General features: G+C 68.6%; 16 protein-coding genes. 13 read left to right on the top strand and 3 right to left on the bottom strand.

Annotated features, from left to right (window positions below):
• The first annotated feature begins 18 nt into the window (after nucleotides 1-18).
• The 11 genes from WG212_RS16140 to WG212_RS16090 all read left to right on the top strand — a co-directional run bounded on the left by WG212_RS16140 (nucleotide 19) and on the right by WG212_RS16090 (nucleotide 13,572).
• Nucleotides 19-1,233 carry a CoA transferase gene (locus WG212_RS16140; RefSeq protein ID WP_337188138.1) on the top strand — a complete coding sequence of 405 codons (1,215 nt, stop codon included), beginning with the start codon at nucleotides 19-21 and terminating at the stop codon, nucleotides 1,231-1,233.
• A complete protein-coding gene (locus WG212_RS16135; protein ID WP_337188137.1) occupies nucleotides 1,233-2,444 on the top strand; it encodes a CoA transferase in 1,212 nt (403 codons plus the stop codon). The genes WG212_RS16140 and WG212_RS16135 overlap by 1 nt, the downstream gene beginning before the upstream one ends.
• Before the next feature lie 254 nt (nucleotides 2,445-2,698).
• Nucleotides 2,699-4,252 carry an acyl-CoA synthetase gene (locus tag WG212_RS16130; protein ID WP_337188136.1) on the top strand — a complete coding sequence of 518 codons (1,554 nt, stop codon included), beginning with the start codon at nucleotides 2,699-2,701 and terminating at the stop codon, nucleotides 4,250-4,252.
• 69 nt (nucleotides 4,253-4,321) lie between these two features.
• Entirely contained in the window at nucleotides 4,322-5,512 is a 1,191-nt protein-coding gene (locus tag WG212_RS16125; protein WP_337188135.1) for a CoA transferase, read from the top strand.
• Between the two features lie 53 nt (nucleotides 5,513-5,565).
• The gene (locus WG212_RS16120) at nucleotides 5,566-6,378 is read left to right on the top strand and encodes an enoyl-CoA hydratase/isomerase family protein (RefSeq protein WP_337188134.1); all 813 of its coding nucleotides are present in this window, start codon (nucleotides 5,566-5,568) and stop codon (nucleotides 6,376-6,378) included.
• 147 nt (nucleotides 6,379-6,525) lie between these two features.
• Entirely contained in the window at nucleotides 6,526-8,043 is a 1,518-nt protein-coding gene (locus WG212_RS16115) for an MFS transporter (protein WP_337188133.1), read from the top strand.
• A 177-nt stretch (nucleotides 8,044-8,220) separates the two neighbouring features.
• Nucleotides 8,221-9,015 carry an SDR family oxidoreductase gene (locus WG212_RS16110; protein WP_337188132.1) on the top strand — a complete coding sequence of 265 codons (795 nt, stop codon included), beginning with the start codon at nucleotides 8,221-8,223 and terminating at the stop codon, nucleotides 9,013-9,015.
• A gap of 88 nt (nucleotides 9,016-9,103) precedes the next feature.
• Nucleotides 9,104-10,138 carry a nitronate monooxygenase gene (locus WG212_RS16105; RefSeq protein ID WP_337188131.1) on the top strand — a complete coding sequence of 345 codons (1,035 nt, stop codon included), beginning with the start codon at nucleotides 9,104-9,106 and terminating at the stop codon, nucleotides 10,136-10,138.
• An 83-nt stretch (nucleotides 10,139-10,221) separates the two neighbouring features.
• A complete protein-coding gene (locus tag WG212_RS16100; RefSeq protein WP_337188130.1) occupies nucleotides 10,222-11,070 on the top strand; it encodes an enoyl-CoA hydratase-related protein in 849 nt (282 codons plus the stop codon).
• Between the two features lie 92 nt (nucleotides 11,071-11,162).
• The gene (locus WG212_RS16095; protein WP_337188129.1) at nucleotides 11,163-12,293 is read left to right on the top strand and encodes an acyl-CoA dehydrogenase family protein; all 1,131 of its coding nucleotides are present in this window, start codon (nucleotides 11,163-11,165) and stop codon (nucleotides 12,291-12,293) included.
• A 13-nt stretch (nucleotides 12,294-12,306) separates the two neighbouring features.
• A complete protein-coding gene (locus tag WG212_RS16090; RefSeq protein WP_337188128.1) occupies nucleotides 12,307-13,572 on the top strand; it encodes an acyl-CoA dehydrogenase family protein in 1,266 nt (421 codons plus the stop codon).
• A gap of 124 nt (nucleotides 13,573-13,696) precedes the next feature.
• Here WG212_RS16090 and WG212_RS16085 read toward each other — a convergent pair whose 3' ends face one another.
• Both WG212_RS16085 and WG212_RS16080 read right to left on the bottom strand, forming a co-directional pair.
• Nucleotides 13,697-14,845, bottom strand: a complete 1,149-nt coding sequence (locus tag WG212_RS16085; protein ID WP_337188127.1) for a thiolase family protein — start codon at nucleotides 14,843-14,845, stop codon at nucleotides 13,697-13,699.
• The gene (locus tag WG212_RS16080; protein ID WP_337188126.1) at nucleotides 14,845-15,270 is read right to left on the bottom strand and encodes an OB-fold domain-containing protein; all 426 of its coding nucleotides are present in this window, start codon (nucleotides 15,268-15,270) and stop codon (nucleotides 14,845-14,847) included. The genes WG212_RS16085 and WG212_RS16080 overlap by 1 nt, the downstream gene beginning before the upstream one ends.
• A gap of 465 nt (nucleotides 15,271-15,735) precedes the next feature.
• Between WG212_RS16080 and WG212_RS16075 the strand changes: the two genes are divergently transcribed.
• Both WG212_RS16075 and WG212_RS16070 read left to right on the top strand, forming a co-directional pair.
• Complete coding sequence (locus WG212_RS16075; protein WP_337188125.1) at nucleotides 15,736-16,530, top strand: SDR family oxidoreductase; 795 nt, start codon at nucleotides 15,736-15,738, stop codon at nucleotides 16,528-16,530.
• Between the two features lie 137 nt (nucleotides 16,531-16,667).
• Nucleotides 16,668-17,444 carry an enoyl-CoA hydratase/isomerase family protein gene (locus tag WG212_RS16070; protein WP_337188124.1) on the top strand — a complete coding sequence of 259 codons (777 nt, stop codon included), beginning with the start codon at nucleotides 16,668-16,670 and terminating at the stop codon, nucleotides 17,442-17,444.
• Nucleotides 17,445-17,578: 134 nt separating this feature from the next.
• Here WG212_RS16070 and WG212_RS16065 read toward each other — a convergent pair whose 3' ends face one another.
• Complete coding sequence (locus WG212_RS16065; RefSeq protein ID WP_337188123.1) at nucleotides 17,579-18,217, bottom strand: helix-turn-helix domain-containing protein; 639 nt, start codon at nucleotides 18,215-18,217, stop codon at nucleotides 17,579-17,581.
• Nucleotides 18,218-18,349: the final 132 nt, after the last annotated feature.

Genomic DNA, 18,349 nt, shown 5'->3' with positions numbered 1-18,349 from the left:
TGGATTGGGGAGCGTCCCATGCTTGCTGATGTGCGTGTTCTGGAAGTCTCGGTTCCGGAGACGATGCTGGCTGGCCAGATCCTGGGGGACCTAGGCGCCGACGTCATCGCCCTGGAGCCGCCGTCGGGCGCCGCGGGACGCCGGCTGGGTCCCTATGTGGACGGCCAGCCGGGCCTGGAGCGCAGCCTGAGCTGGCATGCCCTCAACCGCAACAAGCGCGGAGCGACGCTGGCGCTGTCGACGGCTGACGGCCGGGCGATCTTCAAGGCTATTCTCGACAAGGTCGATGTCCTCATCGCGCCGGCCGAGATCGAGCCGCTGCTGAACGAGGCCGGCCCGCCCGAGGATCTCGTGGTCTGCCTGATCTCGCAGTTCTCGCGGGATGGCCCGAAGGCGGCCTACAAGGCGACGGATCCGGTGATCATGGCCGCGAGTTCAGCGCCGTCCCTGGCGGGGCCGCCGGACCGACCGCCCACGTTCTTTCCGACGCCACAGTCGATCATGGAAGCCGGCGCCGAGGCCGCGGTGGCGGCGCTTTCGGCCCTGGCGGCGCGCGACCGCCTGGGCGGCGGCCAGACGGTGGACCTGCAGGCCCGCATCGCGGCGATGCCGGCGGCATTGGGGCGTCTCGTCTCGGGTCGCGCGGGCGACAAACCGTCTTCGCGCCAGAGGCCTGGCCCGATCGGCCTGTTGCCGCCGATCCCCGCCATGTACGCCTGCAAGGACGGCTTCGCCTACGTCAGCCTCTCGTTCTCGGCGGCCTTCGCCCCGATGACCCAGCGCATGGTGCAGTGGCTGGCCGACGAAGGCGCGCTGGCCTCCGACCTGGCCGCCGTCGACCTGGCCGCCGTGGCGCGCGAGGCGAGCCTCGGTCGGTCCCCGCCGGATCCCATCCCGCGCATTATCGAGGTGCTGCGCGAGACCCTCGTGGGCAAGACCAAGGCCGAGATCGCCGAGATCGCGCATCGCTACCGCTTCATGGCCGCCCCCGTCATGACCATGGCCGACATCGCCCACTTCGCGCACTTCCGCGAACGCGGCCTCTTCGCGCCCCAACGCGTCGGAAGCGCGACGGTCGACGTTCCCGCGCGGTTCGCCCAGTATTCCGACTATGAGATCGAGGTGCGGCGGCCCGCGCCCGCCCTCTCCGAGCACACGGTCCAGGTGCTCTCGGATCTCGCGGGCCTCAGCCGCACCGAGGTGCAGGCGCTCTTCGAACAAGGAATCGTCTGATGGCTGCGCCGCTGGAAGGCCTGAAGGTCGTGGACATGGGCTGGATCATGGTCGGCCCCGTGAGCGCCCGCTATCTGGCGGAACTCGGCGCGACCACGATCAAGGTAGAGACCGCAAAGCGACCCGATCCACTGCGTGCGATGGGGCCGTTCCGCAACGGAGAGCCCGGGCTCGGACGCTCCATGTCCTACCACATGACGAACGCCAACAAGCGCAGCCTGGCGGTGGATATCAAGTCGGCCGATGGCCTCAGGATCGTCCGGGAGTTGTTGGCGGAGGCCGATGTTTTCGTCGAAAGCTTCACGCCCGGCGCCATCGACGAAATGGGCCTCTCCTACGCCGAGGTTTCGAAGCGGAACCCGGGCCTGGTGATGGTCTCGACGGGAATTCTCGGCCGGAAAGGTCCCATGGGCGTCGGCACCAGCGGCACCGGCATGTCCGGGGCGGCCTTCGCCGGCGCCACGGGACTGGTCGGTTGGCCCGACCGGGTTCCGAACGGCCCCCACGGGCCGTGGACCGACGCCGTGGCGCCGCGTTACATCGCGGTGAGCGTGCTTGCGGCGCTCCATCGGAGGCAGGCCACCGGCAAGGGCGTACACATCGACCTCGGCCAGGCCGACGCCGGTCTCCAGTTCCTGACCCCGGCCTACATGGACTACGTCGTCAACGGCGTGACGACCGAGCGGGACGGGCGCGCGGGCTCGCCGCTGCGCGCGCCCTGCGGCGCCTACCCGAGCCAAGGGGAGGATCGCTGGGTGGTCGTCGACGCCGCGCAGGAGGCCGCCTGGTCCGCCCTGCGGGAGATTGTCGGCGAGCCCCTGTCCGACGACCGGTTCTCGACCCTTGTGGGACGGCTGCGCGCCAGGGAGGACCTGGACGCCCGGATCGCGGCCTGGACCGCGCGCCGGACCGCGGAAGAGGCCGAAGCGACCCTGCAGGCGGCGGGCGTGCCCGCGCACGCGATCCATCGGGATGTTGACCTTTCCGAGGACCCGGACCTCGAGCACGTCTCGTTCTTCAAGCCCGTTTCGGACCCCCTGATCGGAGAGTCCTGGATTCCCGGGCCGCAGTTCGCCCTGCGCCGGACGCCGCATGCGGAAACCCGGGCCGGGCCGCGGATCGGGGATTCGACCGACCAGATCCTCGAGCAGCACCTAGGCCTTTCGCCGGACGAGATCGGTCGCCTGAAGGCGTCGGGCGTCCTGACGTAGACCCGTCTGAGCGGCCGACGCGCGCCTGGATCGGGGGCGTTCCGGAGGAGGACAAAGCAATAAAATTTGCTTGTCAGATAGCTAAAACAAGGTTCTGATCTTCCAGCGCGAAGGCGCGGTCTTGCGGAGCGGTCCGAGACGTCGCGGGGCCGGCAGGCGACGCGCCGGTCCCCGGGCCTGGCGATATCGCGCGTCGGGGCCTTGGAAGAGGCGGCGGGACGTGGCGCCGGTGGCGGTGTGGTGGAGTGAAGTGAATGCCGATTCAGGCGCATGCGGCGCACCATCCCGACAAGCCCGCGCTGATCTTCGAGCCGAGCGGCGCGGTGGTGAGCTATCGGTCCCTGGAGGAAAACGCCGCGCGCCTCGCCAATCTGCTGCGCGCCGAGGGATTGAAGCGCGGCGACCACATCGCCCTTCTCATGGAGAACCACCCGCGCTTCCTCGAGGTGGTGCTGGCCGCGCTCAGGTCGGGACTCTACGTGACGGCGATCAATCGCTACCTGCCGGGCCCGGACGCCGCCTACATCCTGACGGATTGCGAGGCTCAGGCGCTGGTCGCCTCGCCGAAGCTGGCCGCGGTGGCCGAAGAGGCCGTCCGGTCGGCGCCCCGCTGCCGGATCCGCCTGATGGTCGATGAGGCGTCCGGCGTGTTCTCGAGCTATGAGCGCGCCATCGCGGCCTACCCGGCGGACCCGCCGCCCGCCGCCGCCGGCGACACCATGCTCTACAGTTCCGGCACCACGGGGCGGCCCAAGGGAATCAAGCGGGCGCTGGCCCAGGGCGTCTATGGGCAGGGGGCGAATGCGCCTCCGACGGCCGCCCACTACGGCTTCGATGCGCAGACCGTCTACCTTTCGCCGGCGCCGCTCTACCACGCTGCGCCGCTCGGCTTCGTCCTCGCCACCCTGGTCCAGGGCGGCTCTGTCGTCGTGATGGAGAAGTTCGATCCGTTGGAGGCCCTGGAACTGGTGGACCGGCACAAGGTCACGCACAGCCAGTGGGTGCCGACGATGTTCGTCCGGATGCTCAAGCTGACGGAGGCGGAACGCAGCCGCTACGATCTCTCCAGCCATCGGTGCGCCATCCACGCCGCGGCCCCCTGTCCGGTGGGCGTGAAGCAGCAGATGATCGCCTGGTGGGGGCCGATCCTGGAGGAATACTACGCCTCGACCGAGCGGATCGGCTCGACCCGGATCAACAGCGCCGAGTGGCTCGCCCACCCGGGCTCGGTCGGCCGCGCCGGCGGCGAGGCGAAGATACACATCTGCGACGAAACCGGCCGGGAGCTGCCGATCGGCGAGACCGGGATCATCTATTTCGAGCAGCCGGGCCTGCTCTTCACCTATCACAACGACACCGACAAGACCGCCAGCTCCCGGCATCCCCAGCACGCCAACTGGGCCACGGTAGGCGACATCGGCCGACTGGACGAGGAGGGCTACCTCTATCTGACGGACCGCCTCTCGTTCATGATCATTTCGGGCGGCGTCAACATCTATCCCCAGGCGATCGAGGATGCCCTGATCATGCATCCGGCCGTTCAGGACGTGGCCGTCATCGGCGTCCCCAACGCGGAGATGGGGGAGGAGGTGAAGGCGGTGGTCGAGCTGAGGCCGGACGTGCAGCCGGCGGAGGAACTCGCCCGGGAACTCCTCGATTTCGTGCGCTCGCGCGTTGCGCGCTACGCCGCGCCCCGGTCGCTGGATTTCGTCGACCAGTTGCCGAGACTGCCCACCGGCAAGCTCTACAAGAAGTCCCTGCGTGATCGGTATTGGCCGGCGGGCGGGCAGGCGTCGCTCTCGGGTTGAGGCGCGGCGCGAAGGTGGAAACTTACGCGGCGCGTTCGCACACATGACGCGGCGCAGGGAGGTGAAGGCTTGCGCAACGCGAAGCATGAGGTCCCGGCTGCGCCCCTCGAGGGTATCCGGGTGGTCGACCTGACCTCGGTCATCATGGGGCCCTTCGGGACCCGCATCCTGGCCGACATGGGCGCCGATGTGATCAAGGTGGAGCCGCCCGAGGGCGACGGCCTTCGGCCGGCCACCGGCGGCCGGATCGGCGCCAACATGCTGAACCTCTACCGGAACAAGCGGAGCATCACGCTCGACCTCAAGACGGAGCCCGACCGCGAGCGGATGCGTGCGCTGATCCGCACGGCCGACGTGCTGGTCCACAACCTGCGGCCTCAGGTTATGGCCCGGCTCGGGTTCACCTATGCCGAGGTCCGCCGCTTGAATCCGGATATCGTCTACTGCGCGGCCCACGGCTTCGGAAGCGACGGCCCCTATGGCCACAAGCCCGCCTACGACGATCTGATCCAGGCGTCGTCGGGCTACGCGAGCACTGCCGTTCCTCTGACGGGAGAGCCCGCGTACGCATCGGCGGTGATCTGCGACAAGCTTGCCGGGCAGGCGATCGCCTACGCCATCCTGGGCGCCCTGCTGCATCGCGAACGCGGCGGCGGTGGGCAGGCGGTCGAAGTGCCGATGTTCGAGACGGCCATCGACTTCAACCTCGTCGAGCAGTTCGGCCAGGCCACCTATGTTCCCGCGCGCGGCCCGCCGGGCTACCCGCGGATACAGAGCCGCGAGCGCCGTCCCTTCCGCACGGCGGACGGCTATGCTTGCATTCTTCCGTACTCGGCGAAGAACTGGTTCGACTTCCTCGATTTCGTGGGACGCTCGGATTGGAAATCGGATGACCGTTTCCGGGAGCGTGACCAGCGCAACGCCCACATCGACATCCTCTACGCGATGATCCGCGAGGAGGCGCCGAAGCGGACCACGGCGGAATGGGTGGCCTTCTGCGACAGCGCGGACATCCCCTGTATGCCGGTCATTGGCCTGGCGGAGCTCGCCGACGACCCGCATGTGCAGGCCGTGGGGCTGATGCCGGTGGTCGAGCACCCGACCGAAGGGCCTTACCACGCGCTCCGATCCCCGATCCGCTTCAGCAAGGCGCCTTACCGGTTGCGGCGGCACGCGCCCGGTCCGGGCCAGGATACGGAGGAGATCCTCCGCGAGCTCGAGCCGTCGCGCCTTTCCGAACAGGGCGCGGATGCGGACTGACGCGCGCCTCGCCCTGAGTCCCGAAGCCTGATCTGCGATCAAGGACATTTCCGATGCAAACGACCTACGGCCCCAACGTCACGGTGGAACGGGTCGGCCATGTCGCCGCCGTCACCCTGAACCGGCCGCCTCACAACTTCGTCTCCGTCGCCCTGATGCGCAGCCTCGCCGACGCCTTCGCCGCCGTGGACGCGGACCCGCAGGCCCGGGCCATCGTGTTGCAGGCCGATGGCAAGAGCTTCTCGGCCGGGGCGGACTTCTCCGGGCCGAGCGAGACCGGCAGCGACGCCCCCGCCGGAGACGCCCCCGCCGGAGACGCATCGCCCGGGGCGACGCCGCTCTACGCCGAGGCCATCCGGCTGTATTCGGCCAGGACGCCCATCGTGGCGGCGGTCCAGGGCGCCGCCATCGGCGCGGGCCTGGGTCTCGCGTTGGTGGCCGATTTCCGCGTGGCGTCGCCGGAGGCCCGCTTCGCCGCCAACTTCGTCAAGCTCGGCTTTCATCCGGGGTTCGGGATCACCTACGCCCTGCCGCGCCTGATCGGCGAGCAGGGGGCCGCGCTGATGATGCTGACAGGACGGCGGATAAAGGGCGAGGAGGCGCTGGCCTGGGGCCTGGCGGACGATCTCGTGCCTGCGGAGGATCTCCGGGCCGCGGCGATGCGCCTGGCCAGCGAGATCGCGGAGAGCGCGCCGCTTGCGGTCGCCGCCACCCGCGCGACGCTCCGCGCGGGCCTCGCGGACAGGATCGCCATGCAGACCGACCTCGAGAACCGCGAACAGATGATCCTGCGGGGCACGGAAGATTTCCGCGAGGGCATACGCGCGGTCGCGGAACGCCGGGCCGGAGCTTTCGTGGGACGCTAGATTTGCGTCGGCCTGCGGAGCGGGCCTAGAAAGTAGCTTGTCATATAACAAGCTACGTGGCTCCTTCTTGTTGGTGGCGAGGACCACCGACGGCGCCAGGCGTCGATGAACAGGCGAACGCTGAACAATGTGTTCGGGAGGAGTTCCATGACCGCGGTATCACCCGGCGCCAGCCAGGCCTCGGCCGCCAGTCAGGCACGTGCGCCAGCGCAGCGGGTGCCGTTCGTCACCAAGCTCTTCTACGCCTCGGGCTCGATCGGCAACGCCATCAAGAAAGGCGGCTTGGCCAGCTTCCTCCTGCTCTATTACAATCAGGTCGTGGGACTGCCCGCGGCGAAGGTGGCGACCGCCCTTGGGGTCGCGCTGATCGTCGACGCCGTGCTCGATCCGCTCGTCGGCTACTGGTCCGACAACGTGCGCTCCCGCTGGGGCCGGCGGCATCCCTTCATGTACGCCTCCATCCTGCCGGTCTCGATCGGGTTCGTCCTGCTCTGGATGGCGCCGGAAGGCTGGTCCGATCTCCATCTGACGATCTACATGGTGACGCTGGTCTTCGTGATCCGCGTCTTCGACACCTTCTTCGAGGTGCCGGCGGCTGCGCTGCTGGCCGAACTCACCACGGACTATGAACAGCGGACCGCGATCATAAGCATGCGGTTCATCTTCGGCATATCCGGCGCCTTCGGCATGCGGATGCTCGCCTACAGCGTCCTGCTCGTCCCGACCGCCGCCGACGTCAGCGGCGTGCTGAACCGGGAAGGATTCCAGAAGTACGGCATCATCGGCGGCATGATCATCTTCCTGGCCATCCTCGGGTGCTGCCTGGGAACCCACAACCAGATCCGCCATCTGCACCGCCCGCCCGTCCGCAGGCCCGGCTTCATGGATTTCCTGCGCCAAGTGGTCGCGATCTTCAGGAACCGCTCGATGTTGGCGGCGGTCGGTGGTGGGATACTGCTGGCCTTGGGCGCGGGTGCCGTCTCGGGGCTCAACATCTACATCGTCGCCTATGTCTTCGGGCTCAAGAGCTCGCAGATCGCGATCCTCGTCCCGATCGACCTGGCGGGCTCGGTCCTGGGCGCGCTCGCGGCGATGCACATCGCGCGCTGGCTCGGAAAGCGGAACGGCGCGATCCTCGCGCTCTTCACGAGCTACGTCGGCCTCGCGGTGCCGCTGCTCGCCTTCGTCCTTGAGATCGCGCCGCCGCGGGGCTCCACGGAAGTGCTCTATCTGCTCGGAGCCGCGGGCTTCGTCGGCGACTTCGGGCGGGTGGCGTTCTCGACGCTGATGAGCTCGATGATGCTCGACCTGGTCGAGGATATGCAGCTCAAGAACGGCGGGCGTTCGGAAGGGCTGCTGCTGTCGGCCGACAACGTGCTTCAGAAGGCGGTCGCGGGCCTCGGCATCATCAGTTCCGGGCTTATCCTCGCCTTCGCGGGCTTCCCCGACAACGCGAAGCCCGGGAAGGTGGCTGAGGGGCCCCTGGACGCCCTGGCGGCGACCGTCGCATTCGGCCTCGCGCCCGTCTACCTCCTCGCCGCGATATGCCTGCTCGGATATCGGCTGACCAAGTCGCAGCACGAAGCCAACGTCGCCAACCTCGGAAACCAGCGGCCGCAAGCCCCGCAGGACGATCCCGACGGATCGCGCCGGCCCGCAACCTAGTCGGGAGGAGACGATCATGTGCGCCGGATGCGTCTTCCTCTCCTCCGGCAATGACTTTCTTTGCTTGACAGATAGTAAGTTTTATTTTCACCTTCCCGATGATCGGCGCTCGGCGCATCCGGGCTCGGGGGTTAACAGCCGCACCGCACGAGAGGCGGCCTTTCACGGAGCAAGTCATTGAGCAGCGACATCTTGAGCCTGGGCGGCCGCGTGGCGCTGGTGACCGGGGCGGGCCAGAACGTGGGCCGACAGATCGCGCTGCACCTCGCCCAGCACGATTGCGGGGGCGTGGCGGTCAACGACTACCATCTGGACCGGGCCGAGTCGGTCGCGGCCGAGATCCGCGCCGCGGGCGGCAAGGCGATCGCGGTGCAGGCCGACGTCACCGACCTTGCCGCCGTCAAGGCCATGAACGAGCAGATCCAGGCCGAGCTCGGCCCCGTGGGCGTCCTCGTCAACAACGCCGGCAATGGCGGGGCGAACCCGACGGCCGAGCGCGGCAAGCCCTTCTGGGAGAGCGGCCCCGACGTGTGGAACCAGTCGATCGGGGTGAACCTGTACGGCGTCATGAACTGCTCGGCCGCCGTCATACCGGGCATGATCGAGCGCAACGCCCCGGCCCGGATCATCACGATCATCTCCGACGCCGGCCGCTTCGGCGACGCCCGCATGGAGCCCTACGCCGCCGCGAAGGCGGGCGCCGCGGGCTTCATGCGCAGCGCCGCGCGGACCCTCGCCCGCTACCAGATCACGGCGAACTCGATCGCCATCTCCGCGATGAACACGGTCCGCGAAAGGCCGCGGGCCATCGACCCGGCGATCGAGAAGCGGATCTTCGACAAGTACATCGTGCGCCGCCGCGGCGAACCGGAAGACATAGCCAACATGGCGCTGTTCCTGGCCTCCGACGCGAGCTCCTGGATCTCGGGCCAGACCTATCCTGTCAACGGCGGCTTCATGCTGGCGCTCTAGGCCCGCCGCCTCGAAGTTCCCGCCGTCGCGCCCGCCCGCGACGGTGGTCCGGAAGGACGGTCGGCGGCGTGGATGGGGGAACAGAGACATGACCAGCCGACGGGTGCGGACTCCCATCACCGAGCTGTTCGGCATCGAGCATCCGATCCTGCTCGGCGGCATGATGCACCTGTCCGACGCCCGGATCGTGGCCGCGGTGGTCAACGCCGGAGCCATGGGTTTCATCACGCCGCGCTCGTTCGCGTCGCTGGAGGTCTTCAGGGACGAGCTGCGGCTTTGCCGGGAGCTGACGGGCGGCAAGCCCTTCGGCGTCAACCTGACCTTCGCGGGTCGTTCCGCGCACAACAGCGAGATGCCCGAGCACATCCGCGTGGCCTTCGAGGAAGGCGTCCGACACTTCGAATCCGCGGGGCGCTCGCCGGAGGACGTCGTTCCGATGATCCACGACGGGAACGGCGTCCTCATCCACAAATGCCCCAGCGTGCGCCACGCCCTGGCCGCCGAACGGCTCGGCGTGGATGCCGTCGCTCTGGTCGGCATGGAGGAAGGGGGGCATCCGGGCGCCAATCGCCTGTCCACCTTCGTGAGCGGCGCGTTCGCGCTGGAGCGCCTGGGCGACATTCCGTTCGTCGTCGGGGGCGGGATCGGGAGCGGGCGGCAGATCGCCGCCGCCCTGTCGATGGGGGCCGACGGCGTCGTCATGGGCAGCCGCTTCATGGCCGCTACGGAGATCTGGGCTCACGACGCGCTGAAGGAGCGCATCGTGCAGTGCGACGAGCATGCCTCGATCACCATCATGGAGCGCATCAGCACCTGGCGTGTGATGGCCAATGAAACGGCCCTGGAGGTCCGGCGGCTGGAGCTGGAGGGGGTCCGCGAACATCGCGACTATGGCGACCTGATCCTGTCTTCCCGCACGCGCGAGCGGGTCTACCTGAATGGCGAGACGGACGCCGGCATCGTCTCGTTCGGGCCCGGCGGCGCCTTCACGAAGAGCGTGGAGCCGGCAGGCGACATCGTCCGCCATCTGATGAGCGAAGCCATCATGGCGCTGGACCGCGTCGGCGGCCGCGTCGGGTCCGGCTGTGAGGGTGAGATTGTCACCCCGGCCGCTGGCGCCTAGCGTCTCGGATGTCGAGCATCGCCGAACTTTGTTGCGTACCCAGTCTCTGGATATCCAACCATCCAAGCTCGAGGAGTCCCACTGTGGCCGAAGACAGCTATTCGACGATCACGTACGAGCTGCAGGAGCGCGTGGCCGTGGTCGCGCTGAACCGGCCCGATCGCATGAACGCGTTCAACGGCGAGATGGTCACCGAGCTGAAGGCGGCCATGGCGCGGGCCGTCGAGGACCCCAAGGTCCGGGCGATCGTGCTGACCGGCGCCGGCCGGGCGTTCTGTTCGGGCGCGGACATGAGCTCCCTCGCCGGGGGCATTCCGCTGAGCGGGGATTCGGAGAAGATCGCGGCCCTCGACGCCGCCTTCGCCTCCGACCTGGGCCCTGACATCTCCAAGGCGGTCGAGAACGCACAGCGGTTCGGCTATCTGTTGCGCTGCAAGAAGCCGATCATCGGCGCGATCAACGGTTCCGCGGTCGGCCTCGGCCTGGTCCTGGCCCTGTATTGCGACGTGCGGTTCGCGGCCGAGGAGGCGTTCTTCATGACGGCTTTCGGTCAGCGCGGCCTGATCGCCGAGCATGGCATGGCGTGGCTGATGAGCCGGCTGATCGGGCCGGCGCGGACCACGGACATGCTGATCTCGTCGCGGCGCGTGCCCGCCGCCGAGGCGCACGCCATGGGCCTCGTCAACTTCGTCAGTCCCAAGGCGGACCTGGTCGCCGCGGCGGTGAGCTACGCCCAGGCGATCGCCACCACCATGTCGCCGCGTGCGGTCGCCGTGATGAAGGCCCAGGTCTGGCACGCCAATTTCGAGAGCTTCGACAGCGCCCTGATCACGGCCCTCGACGAAACGCGGATCAGCGTCCGCCACCCGGACAAGGACGAGGGTGTGGCGAGCTTCGTCCAAAAGCGGCCCCCGAATTTCGCGGACCTCTGAGCCCGGGGCGATTCAGCGGTTGTGATTGCGATATCCGGTCCCCGCGCGGCCGCGCGGGGGGCTAACCTCGGAGCCGAGGAAGCGAGGGCCCGATGCAGTTCAGTTTCACCAGCGAGCAGCAGGAGTTTCGTTCGATCCTGCGGCGCCTCTTCGAAGAGAGTTGCCCGACCAGCGAGGCGCGCCGGGCCATGGAGACGGACGCCGGTTGGGATATCGCGCGGTGGCGCAAGCTGAACGACCAACTCGGCCTGTGCGGCGTCCACGTGCCGGAGGCCTACGGCGGGCAGGGCTTCGGGCCGGTCGAGCTTTGCATCGTGCTGGAGGAGATGGGCCGGGCGCTCGTCTGCGCCCCCTATTTTTCGTCCGCCGTGCTCGCCACACACGCCATTCTCGCCGCCGCCACGGAGGAGCAGAAACGCGCGCTGCTGCCCGGGATCGTGTCGGCGGAGACGATCGCCGCGCTTGCCTTCACCGAGCCGAACGGCCGCTGGGACGCCGAGGGCGTCGAAACGACGGCGCGGGAGGCCGGCGGCGGTTTCCGCCTGGACGGGGTGAAGAGCTTCGTGCTCGACGGCCACACGGCCGACCTCGTGGTGGTGCTGGCGCGGGCTCCGGGGACGGCGAGCGGGGAGGGGTTGTCGTTCTTCGCCGTGAAGGGTGATGCGCCAGGCCTTCGGCGCCGGGCCCTCGCCGCGCTGGATCCGACGCGTCGCATCGCCCGGCTCGAGTTTCGCGACGTCGAGGCCGAGCTGCTCGGCGCGGCGGGCGAGGCCGGGGCGGCCTTCGCCCGGACCATGATGCTGGCGGCCATTGGCCTGGCGCACGAGATGGTCGGCGGCGCCGAGCGGCTGAGGGAATCGGCGCTGGCGTACGCGGGGCTCCGCATGCAGTTCGGCCGCCCCATCGCCAGCTTCCAGTCGATGAAGCACAAGCAGGCCGACATGCTGGTGGATGTCGAGCTCGCCAGGTCCGCCGCCTATTACGCCGCCGAAGCCGCGGCCGAGGATGACCCGGAGACGCCGGCGCTGGCGTCGCTCGCCAAGGCGGCAGCGTCCGAGGCCTATCTGCAGACGGCGATCCACACCATCCAGATCCACGGCGGGATCGGCTTCACCTGGGACAACGATACGCACCTCTGGTTCAAGCGCGCCAAGAGCTCGGAGGTGTTTCTGGGCAGTCCCTCTTGGCGCCGCGAACAGATGCTCGCGGCCTGGGGCCATTGAGGAGGGAACGACCATGAGCCGACCGAGCGAAGAGAGCGTCCGCGCCGAAGTCAGGGCGTGGCTCGAGGCCAACTGGGATCCTGAGCTGGGCCTGGTCGAGTGGCGCGACAAGCTGATCGATGCGGGCTGGGGCGCGCCGGCCTGGCCCAGCGCCTGGCACGGCCGCGACCTGCCCGCCGCCGTGGCGGCCGTGGTCGACCAGGAGATCCGGCGGATCGGCGCGGTCGGCGTCGCCCGTACGGGTATCCGTACGCTGGCCGCCGCGACCCTGCTGGCCCACGGCACGGACTTCCAGAAGACGAAGTTCCTGCGCCGCAGCCTGACCGGCGAGGACACCTGGTGCCAGCTCTTCAGCGAGCCCGGGAGCGGTTCGGATCTGGCGGGCGCGACGACCCGCGCCGACCTGAAGGACGGGCGCTGGATCGTCAACGGACAGAAGCTCTGGACCACCAGCGCCCACCACGCCGACTGGGGCCTGCTGCTCGCCCGCACCGACTGGGACAAGCCGAAGCATGCGGGGCTGTCCTACTTCGTGATCGACATGCGCCAGCCCGGCGTCGAGGTGCAGCCGCTCCGGCAGATGAACGGCCATGCTTCGTTCAACCAGGTGTTCTTCACCGACGCCGAAGTCCCGCAGGAACACCTGGTCGGCCAGTTGGGCGGCGGCTGGGCGGTGGCCACGACGACCCTGATGCACGAGCGCCGCAACGCGGGCGGCGGCGGGACCTCCGGCGCGGCGGCGGCGGAGGCGCGCAAGGGCCGCATCTACGACGAGGAGCGGGCTGAGACCGCCACGTCCCTGGAACCCTACAAGTGGTATCCCCAGCGGGCCGGTCGCGTGGATCTCATCCTGGAGCGCGCCAGGGCGACGGGTGCGATCCATGATCCGGTCGTCCGCGAGGAGATCGCCAAGCTTCTGATCCTCGCCAAGAGCGCCGAATGGACGGCGCGGCGGGCCCGGGCCGCCCAGGTGCTGGGCCGTCCGCAAGGCCCGGAGGGCTCGATCGGGAAGCTCGCCGCCAGCCATGTCGCCCGCGCCGCGGCCCGCGTACACACCATGATCTCGGGAGCGGACGCGATGCTGGCGGGCGAGGACGGTCCGCTGGATGGGATCGTCGCCGAGATCCTGGTTTCGGTGCCTGCGGTTTCGATCGCGGGCGGGACCGACGAAATCCAGCGCAATATCATCGCCGAACGGGTGCTGAAGATGCCGCGGGAATCGACCGCCGATCAGGAGGCGTCCTTCCGCCAGATCCCGAGGAACGCCGTCGGCGGCTGACGAGGGTTCGGCAGGCCGACGCTTGCATCCGGGGGGGCGCGTCGACAGGGCCCTGCCGTTCGGGAGCATCTCTCCCGAGGATCGCCCCGGACCGCGCATGCGGCCCGGGGCGGGATTCGCCACCCTATTTCTGGAGGACGTGGACGTAGCAGACGGCGCCCACGCCCACCATGTGGGCGAGGCCCGTCCGCGCACCCTTGTGCTGGCGGGCGCCGGCTTCACCGCGGATCTGGGTGACGATCTCGCCGATCTGTCCCACGCCCGTCGGCCCGATGGGATGGCCGCAGGAGAGCAGGCCGCCGGACGGGCTGATCGCGCACTGCCCGCCGATGTCGAACGCGCCTTCCTTCAGCATCGGGATGAACTGCCCTTCGGGGCAGATGCCGGTGGCTTCGGCGTAGAGCAGTTCCTCGATGGTGAAGGCGTCGTGGACTTCCAGCACGTCGAGGTCCTTGGAGGTGACGCCGGCCTCCCGCATGGAGCGCTGCATCACCTCGCGCGACAGGACGGTGTCGCGGTTCAGGGGATCCTCGGCGGTCTCTGTGCCCGCGGTCGACGACAGGACGCGCACGGCGCGGCCCATGTCGAGGCCCAGGCGCTTGATGCCCTCTTCCGACGCGACGATGGCCGCGGCCGCGCCTTCGCCCACGGGCGTGCATTGCAAGGGGGTCAGGGTGCCCGAGATCGGCCGTCCGCCCAGCACCTCTTCGAGGGTGCGGGCCTGCTGGCGCTGGGCGTTCGGATTGAGCGCGCCGTTGGCGCTGTTCTTAACCGCGACGAGGGCGATGTCCTCGGGACGCAGGCCGAACTGGGCGGCGTAGCGGTTGGTCAGGAGCGCGAAGGAGGTGAAGGGCACGATGGCGTCGTCGGCCAGGCCGCGCAGCCCGCCGCCCCGCGCCGGGCGGGCGCCGCCCCCCTCCGGAACCTTGTCGATGCCCAGGGCCAGCGCCACGTCACTGATCCCGCTGGCCACCTCGATGCAGGCGTGGCGGAACGCGGTCGAGCCGGAGGCCGAGGCGTTCTCGACATGCACCAGCGGCTTGCCGAGCGCGCCCAGGTGGCGCAGCATGGCCCGGCCGATCGCCCCGCCGAGCCGCATATGGGCAATGTAGGACGATTCGACCGCGGACCATTCCAGCCCGCCGTCGGCCAGGGCGTCGCGGACGGCCTTCAGCCCCATCGCCACATACGGCGTGTCCGTCGGGTACTGGTATTTGTGCCAGCCCACGCCCACGACGTAGACGGGACGAAGATCTCCAATCAGTTTCGCCATCAGCTTGCTTGCCTCGTAAAGCGCAGGTCGTAGGGGCCGCGGTTGGGACGGGTTTCGGGGATGAGCTTGGTGACGACCGTGTCGCCGTACTTCGTCTCGTCGGCCGTGGCGGCGTCGAGGAGGGCGCGCACCATGGGGCCGTCGTCCAACTGAACCGCGGCGACCGTGAATGGAGCCTCGCGCCCCGGGCCCTTGTGCTCGTGCACCTTGGCGAGGGTCAGGATCTTGCCGCGGCCGGTCAGGACGCACTCGGTCAGCTTGACGCTTCCGCAGCTCTCGCAGCCGTACTTCTGCATGGGGAAGAACATGAACCCGCAGTTCTCGCAGCGGCCGCCGAAGAGGGCTGGATGGTCCGGGAGCGCCCCGGTTCCGGCCTCCTGGAACAACGGTCTTGGCGTGGGTGACGCCTTCTTTTCCTCTTCCATCCTGTGCCTCCCTGCCGCCTAGCGGCCTTGACGATCCCGCTCGAACGCAGCGCGGCGAGGGACCGGCGCGACGAGTTCTACCCTCGGCAGTAGCAGACCCATACGCCTGCGCGCAATAAATTTGCTATCTATCTGACAAGTCAAGAATGCGGTTAGGTCCGGAGATGTCGGGCGACCGGAACGCCTCCCTCAGCTTGGTCTCGCACCGACGGCGAGGCGGCTCACCTGCCGAAAGGACGAGATTATAATCTTGCTTGACAACAAGTAAGATCGTGATTGTCTGTGAGCAACGACGGGATTTCAGGGCGGCAGCGCTCCTGGGGGGAACGAAATGCCGAGCCTGCGACGGCTCGCGGTTTCAGGTCATGTGGTCGTGCGGGTCCGTTGGACCTCCCGAGCGCCCTCGGAGGCCGTGCGCGCCGTTCGTGACCGCGGTCGCAACAGTTCGAACGAAGGAGCGCATCGTTGAGCAACGACATTCTGAGCTTGGGCGGGCGGGTGGCCCTGGTGACCGGGGCCGGTCAGAACGTGGGTCGGCAGATCGCGCTTCACCTGGCCCAGCACGACTGCGGCGGCGTCGCCGTCAACGACTATTATCTCGACCGTGCGGAACGGGTCGCCGAAGAGATCCGCGCGGCCGGCGGCAAGGCGATCGCGGTCCAGGCGGATGTCTCGGACCTCAAGTCGGTGAAGGAGATGGTCGCCAAGATCGAGGCCGACCTCGGACATGTGGGCGTCCTCGTCAACAACGCCGGCAACTACGGCGCCAACGCGACCGCAGAGGTGCGCACGCCGTTCTGGGAGACCGGGCCGGATGTCTGGAACCAGGCCATCGGCGTCAACCTGTACGGGGTGATGAACTGCGCCGCGGCGGTCATCCCGAACATGATCGCCCGCAACGCCCCGGGACGGCTGGTCACGATCATCTCCGACGCCGGGCGGTACGGCGACCCGCGGATGGAGGCCTATGCGGCGGCCAAGGCCGGGGCGGCCGGCTTCATGCGCAGCGCCGCGCGAACGCTGGCGCGCTACCAGATCACCGCCAATTCCGTCGCGATCTCGGCGATGAACACGGAACGCCAGACGGCCCGGCAGATCGACCCGGCCATCGAGAAGCGGATCTTCGACAAGTACATCGTCCGCCGTCGCGGCGAGCCCTCGGACGTGGCCAACATGGTGCTCTTCCTGGCCTCCGACGCGAGTTCGTGGATCAGCGGCCAAGTCTATCCGGTCAACGGCGGATTCACGCTCGCGCTCTGAGCTTCGCGTCCGTCCGACGCCGTCTCCGGGATCGCGCCGCATCGCCAGAGGCGATGGGGCGCCCCGCCTCCCTCTCCAACCGGTTGAACGCCACCCGTCTCCGGTATGCGTCGCCCCCAAAAAGCCAGGAGCCAAAAATGAGCGACACCGTCCTGTATGAAGTCCGCGAGCGCGTCGCCGTGCTGACGCTCAACCGGCCCGATCGCGCAAACACGCTCATCCCCGAGCTGATGGGCGCCATGCAGGCGCGCGCGCGCGAGGCGGCCAGCGATTCCAACATCCGGGCGTTGATCATCACGGGCGCGGGCCGGCATTTCTGCGGCGGCGCCGACCTTCGCACCGCCCGCGACCGTACGGGCGTCAGCCCCCCGGGACCGGGCCTCGGCTTCGACTGGGTTCCGAAGCCGGTGATCGCGGCCATCAACGGCGCGGCGATGGGCGGCGGCTGCGAGATCGCGCTCTCCTGCGACTTCCGGCTGATCTCGGACAAGGCGAACATCGGCCTGACGGAAATCCGCTTCGGGGCGCTGCCGGCCGGCGGCGGAACCGCGCGAGCGCCGCGGATCGTGGGCCTGAGCAACGCCAAGCGCCTGATCATGATCGGCGAGCCGGTGAGTCCCCAGGAGGCGCTGAGCATGGGCCTGGTCGACGAGGTCCTGCCGCACGACAAGCTGATGGAGCGCGCCTTCGAGCTCGCCGGAGTCCTGGCCACCCGCGCGCCCTTCGCCATGCGGACCGCCAAGCAGCTCCTCAACAAGTCTCTCGAGGTCGACCTGGCCACGGCGCTCGAATTCGAACGTACGCTCATCGGCAAGATGGCCACCGCCGAGGAGCGCGCGCAGGCGCGGGACGAGGCGGCGGAGCGCAGTGCGACCTACGCCAACATCTTCAGCAAGCGCGAAGGCGGAGACTGACGCGGCCGCGGCTCCGCGGGTTTCCGCGGAGCCCCGCCCTCACCATGGTTCCGGGGCAGCGGGCCAGGAGCGTCGTCTGCGGCGTGAATCCCCTATCCGGCAGGCAGGTGGCGCGTTCGCGAAAGCCTGCGCGCTCAGCCCGTGGAAGCGTGCGCCCGGCGACCGGCCGCGGTGGCGATCCTGGAGACGAGCGTGGCGATGAAGTATTCGGTCGTGCCGCTGACGTCGAACTTCGGGTCGATGGCCGCAAACCCGTTCTGTCCGCGCAGGAACGAGAAGATCACCAGGGCCTCGTGGCGCGCATTGACGTCCGGACGGATGTGGCCGGCGTCCATGCCCCGCCGGATCGCTTCCTCCCAGTTCTTTTCGCCCCGCAGGTTGAAGTCGATGATCGTCCGCTTGAGCTGGCGGCGTACCGTCGCTTCGGCCTGCAGGAGCAGGAGGGCGCGTCCCTGGCGGGTTCCCGCCGCCTCGGCGTTCGTCCGGATGCGCGCCACGAGGTAGGGAAGACCCGGCGCAACGGCGTCGATTTCCGCCAGGTTGGCGCGATAGTGCTGGATAATAAAGCGGACGACTTCGTTCAGCAGGTCGTCTTTCTTGCCGAAATAGTGGGCGGGGAGGGCGCGGCTGTAACCAGCCGCCTCGCCGACATCGGCCAGGGTGAAGCGATCGTAGCCTCGATCAACAAGCAACCTGATCGCGGCGTTCAGTATCTTCGCTTCCGCTTCCTCGCGACGCTCAGCCTGTTTACGCGCCGGTTTGACTGCCGCCATCTGTCCTGCTCAAACCATTCGGTAGCAAAACAGCCAATACGGCGGCCCGCGGGCTGACTGTCAAGACTCGGTGAAATAATTTTTTATCTAATCAACAACTTTACTCGAGTGCGCGCCGAGTTCGGGATGGCG

The sequence above is a fragment of the Phenylobacterium sp. genome (assembly GCF_037189685.1).
Classification (GTDB): Bacteria; Pseudomonadota; Alphaproteobacteria; order Caulobacterales; family Caulobacteraceae; genus Phenylobacterium.
Note: the sequence above shows the minus strand (reverse complement) of the source record. Positions and strands in the feature narration are given on the sequence as shown.

Coding starts and splice junctions, on each gene's coding strand:
- WG212_RS16140 (WP_337188138.1), top strand. CDS start 19: ATGCTTGCTGATGTGCGTGTTCTGGAAGTCTCGGTTCCGGAGACGATG.
- WG212_RS16135 (WP_337188137.1), top strand. CDS start 1,233: ATGGCTGCGCCGCTGGAAGGCCTGAAGGTCGTGGACATGGGCTGGATC.
- WG212_RS16130 (WP_337188136.1), top strand. CDS start 2,699: ATGCCGATTCAGGCGCATGCGGCGCACCATCCCGACAAGCCCGCGCTG.
- WG212_RS16120 (WP_337188134.1), top strand. CDS start 5,566: ATGCAAACGACCTACGGCCCCAACGTCACGGTGGAACGGGTCGGCCAT.
- WG212_RS16115 (WP_337188133.1), top strand. CDS start 6,526: ATGACCGCGGTATCACCCGGCGCCAGCCAGGCCTCGGCCGCCAGTCAG.
- WG212_RS16105 (WP_337188131.1), top strand. CDS start 9,104: ATGACCAGCCGACGGGTGCGGACTCCCATCACCGAGCTGTTCGGCATC.
- WG212_RS16095 (WP_337188129.1), top strand. CDS start 11,163: ATGCAGTTCAGTTTCACCAGCGAGCAGCAGGAGTTTCGTTCGATCCTG.
- WG212_RS16090 (WP_337188128.1), top strand. CDS start 12,307: ATGAGCCGACCGAGCGAAGAGAGCGTCCGCGCCGAAGTCAGGGCGTGG.
- WG212_RS16085 (WP_337188127.1), bottom strand. CDS start 14,845: ATGGCGAAACTGATTGGAGATCTTCGTCCCGTCTACGTCGTGGGCGTG.
- WG212_RS16080 (WP_337188126.1), bottom strand. CDS start 15,270: ATGGAAGAGGAAAAGAAGGCGTCACCCACGCCAAGACCGTTGTTCCAG.
- WG212_RS16070 (WP_337188124.1), top strand. CDS start 16,668: ATGAGCGACACCGTCCTGTATGAAGTCCGCGAGCGCGTCGCCGTGCTG.
- WG212_RS16065 (WP_337188123.1), bottom strand. CDS start 18,217: ATGGCGGCAGTCAAACCGGCGCGTAAACAGGCTGAGCGTCGCGAGGAA.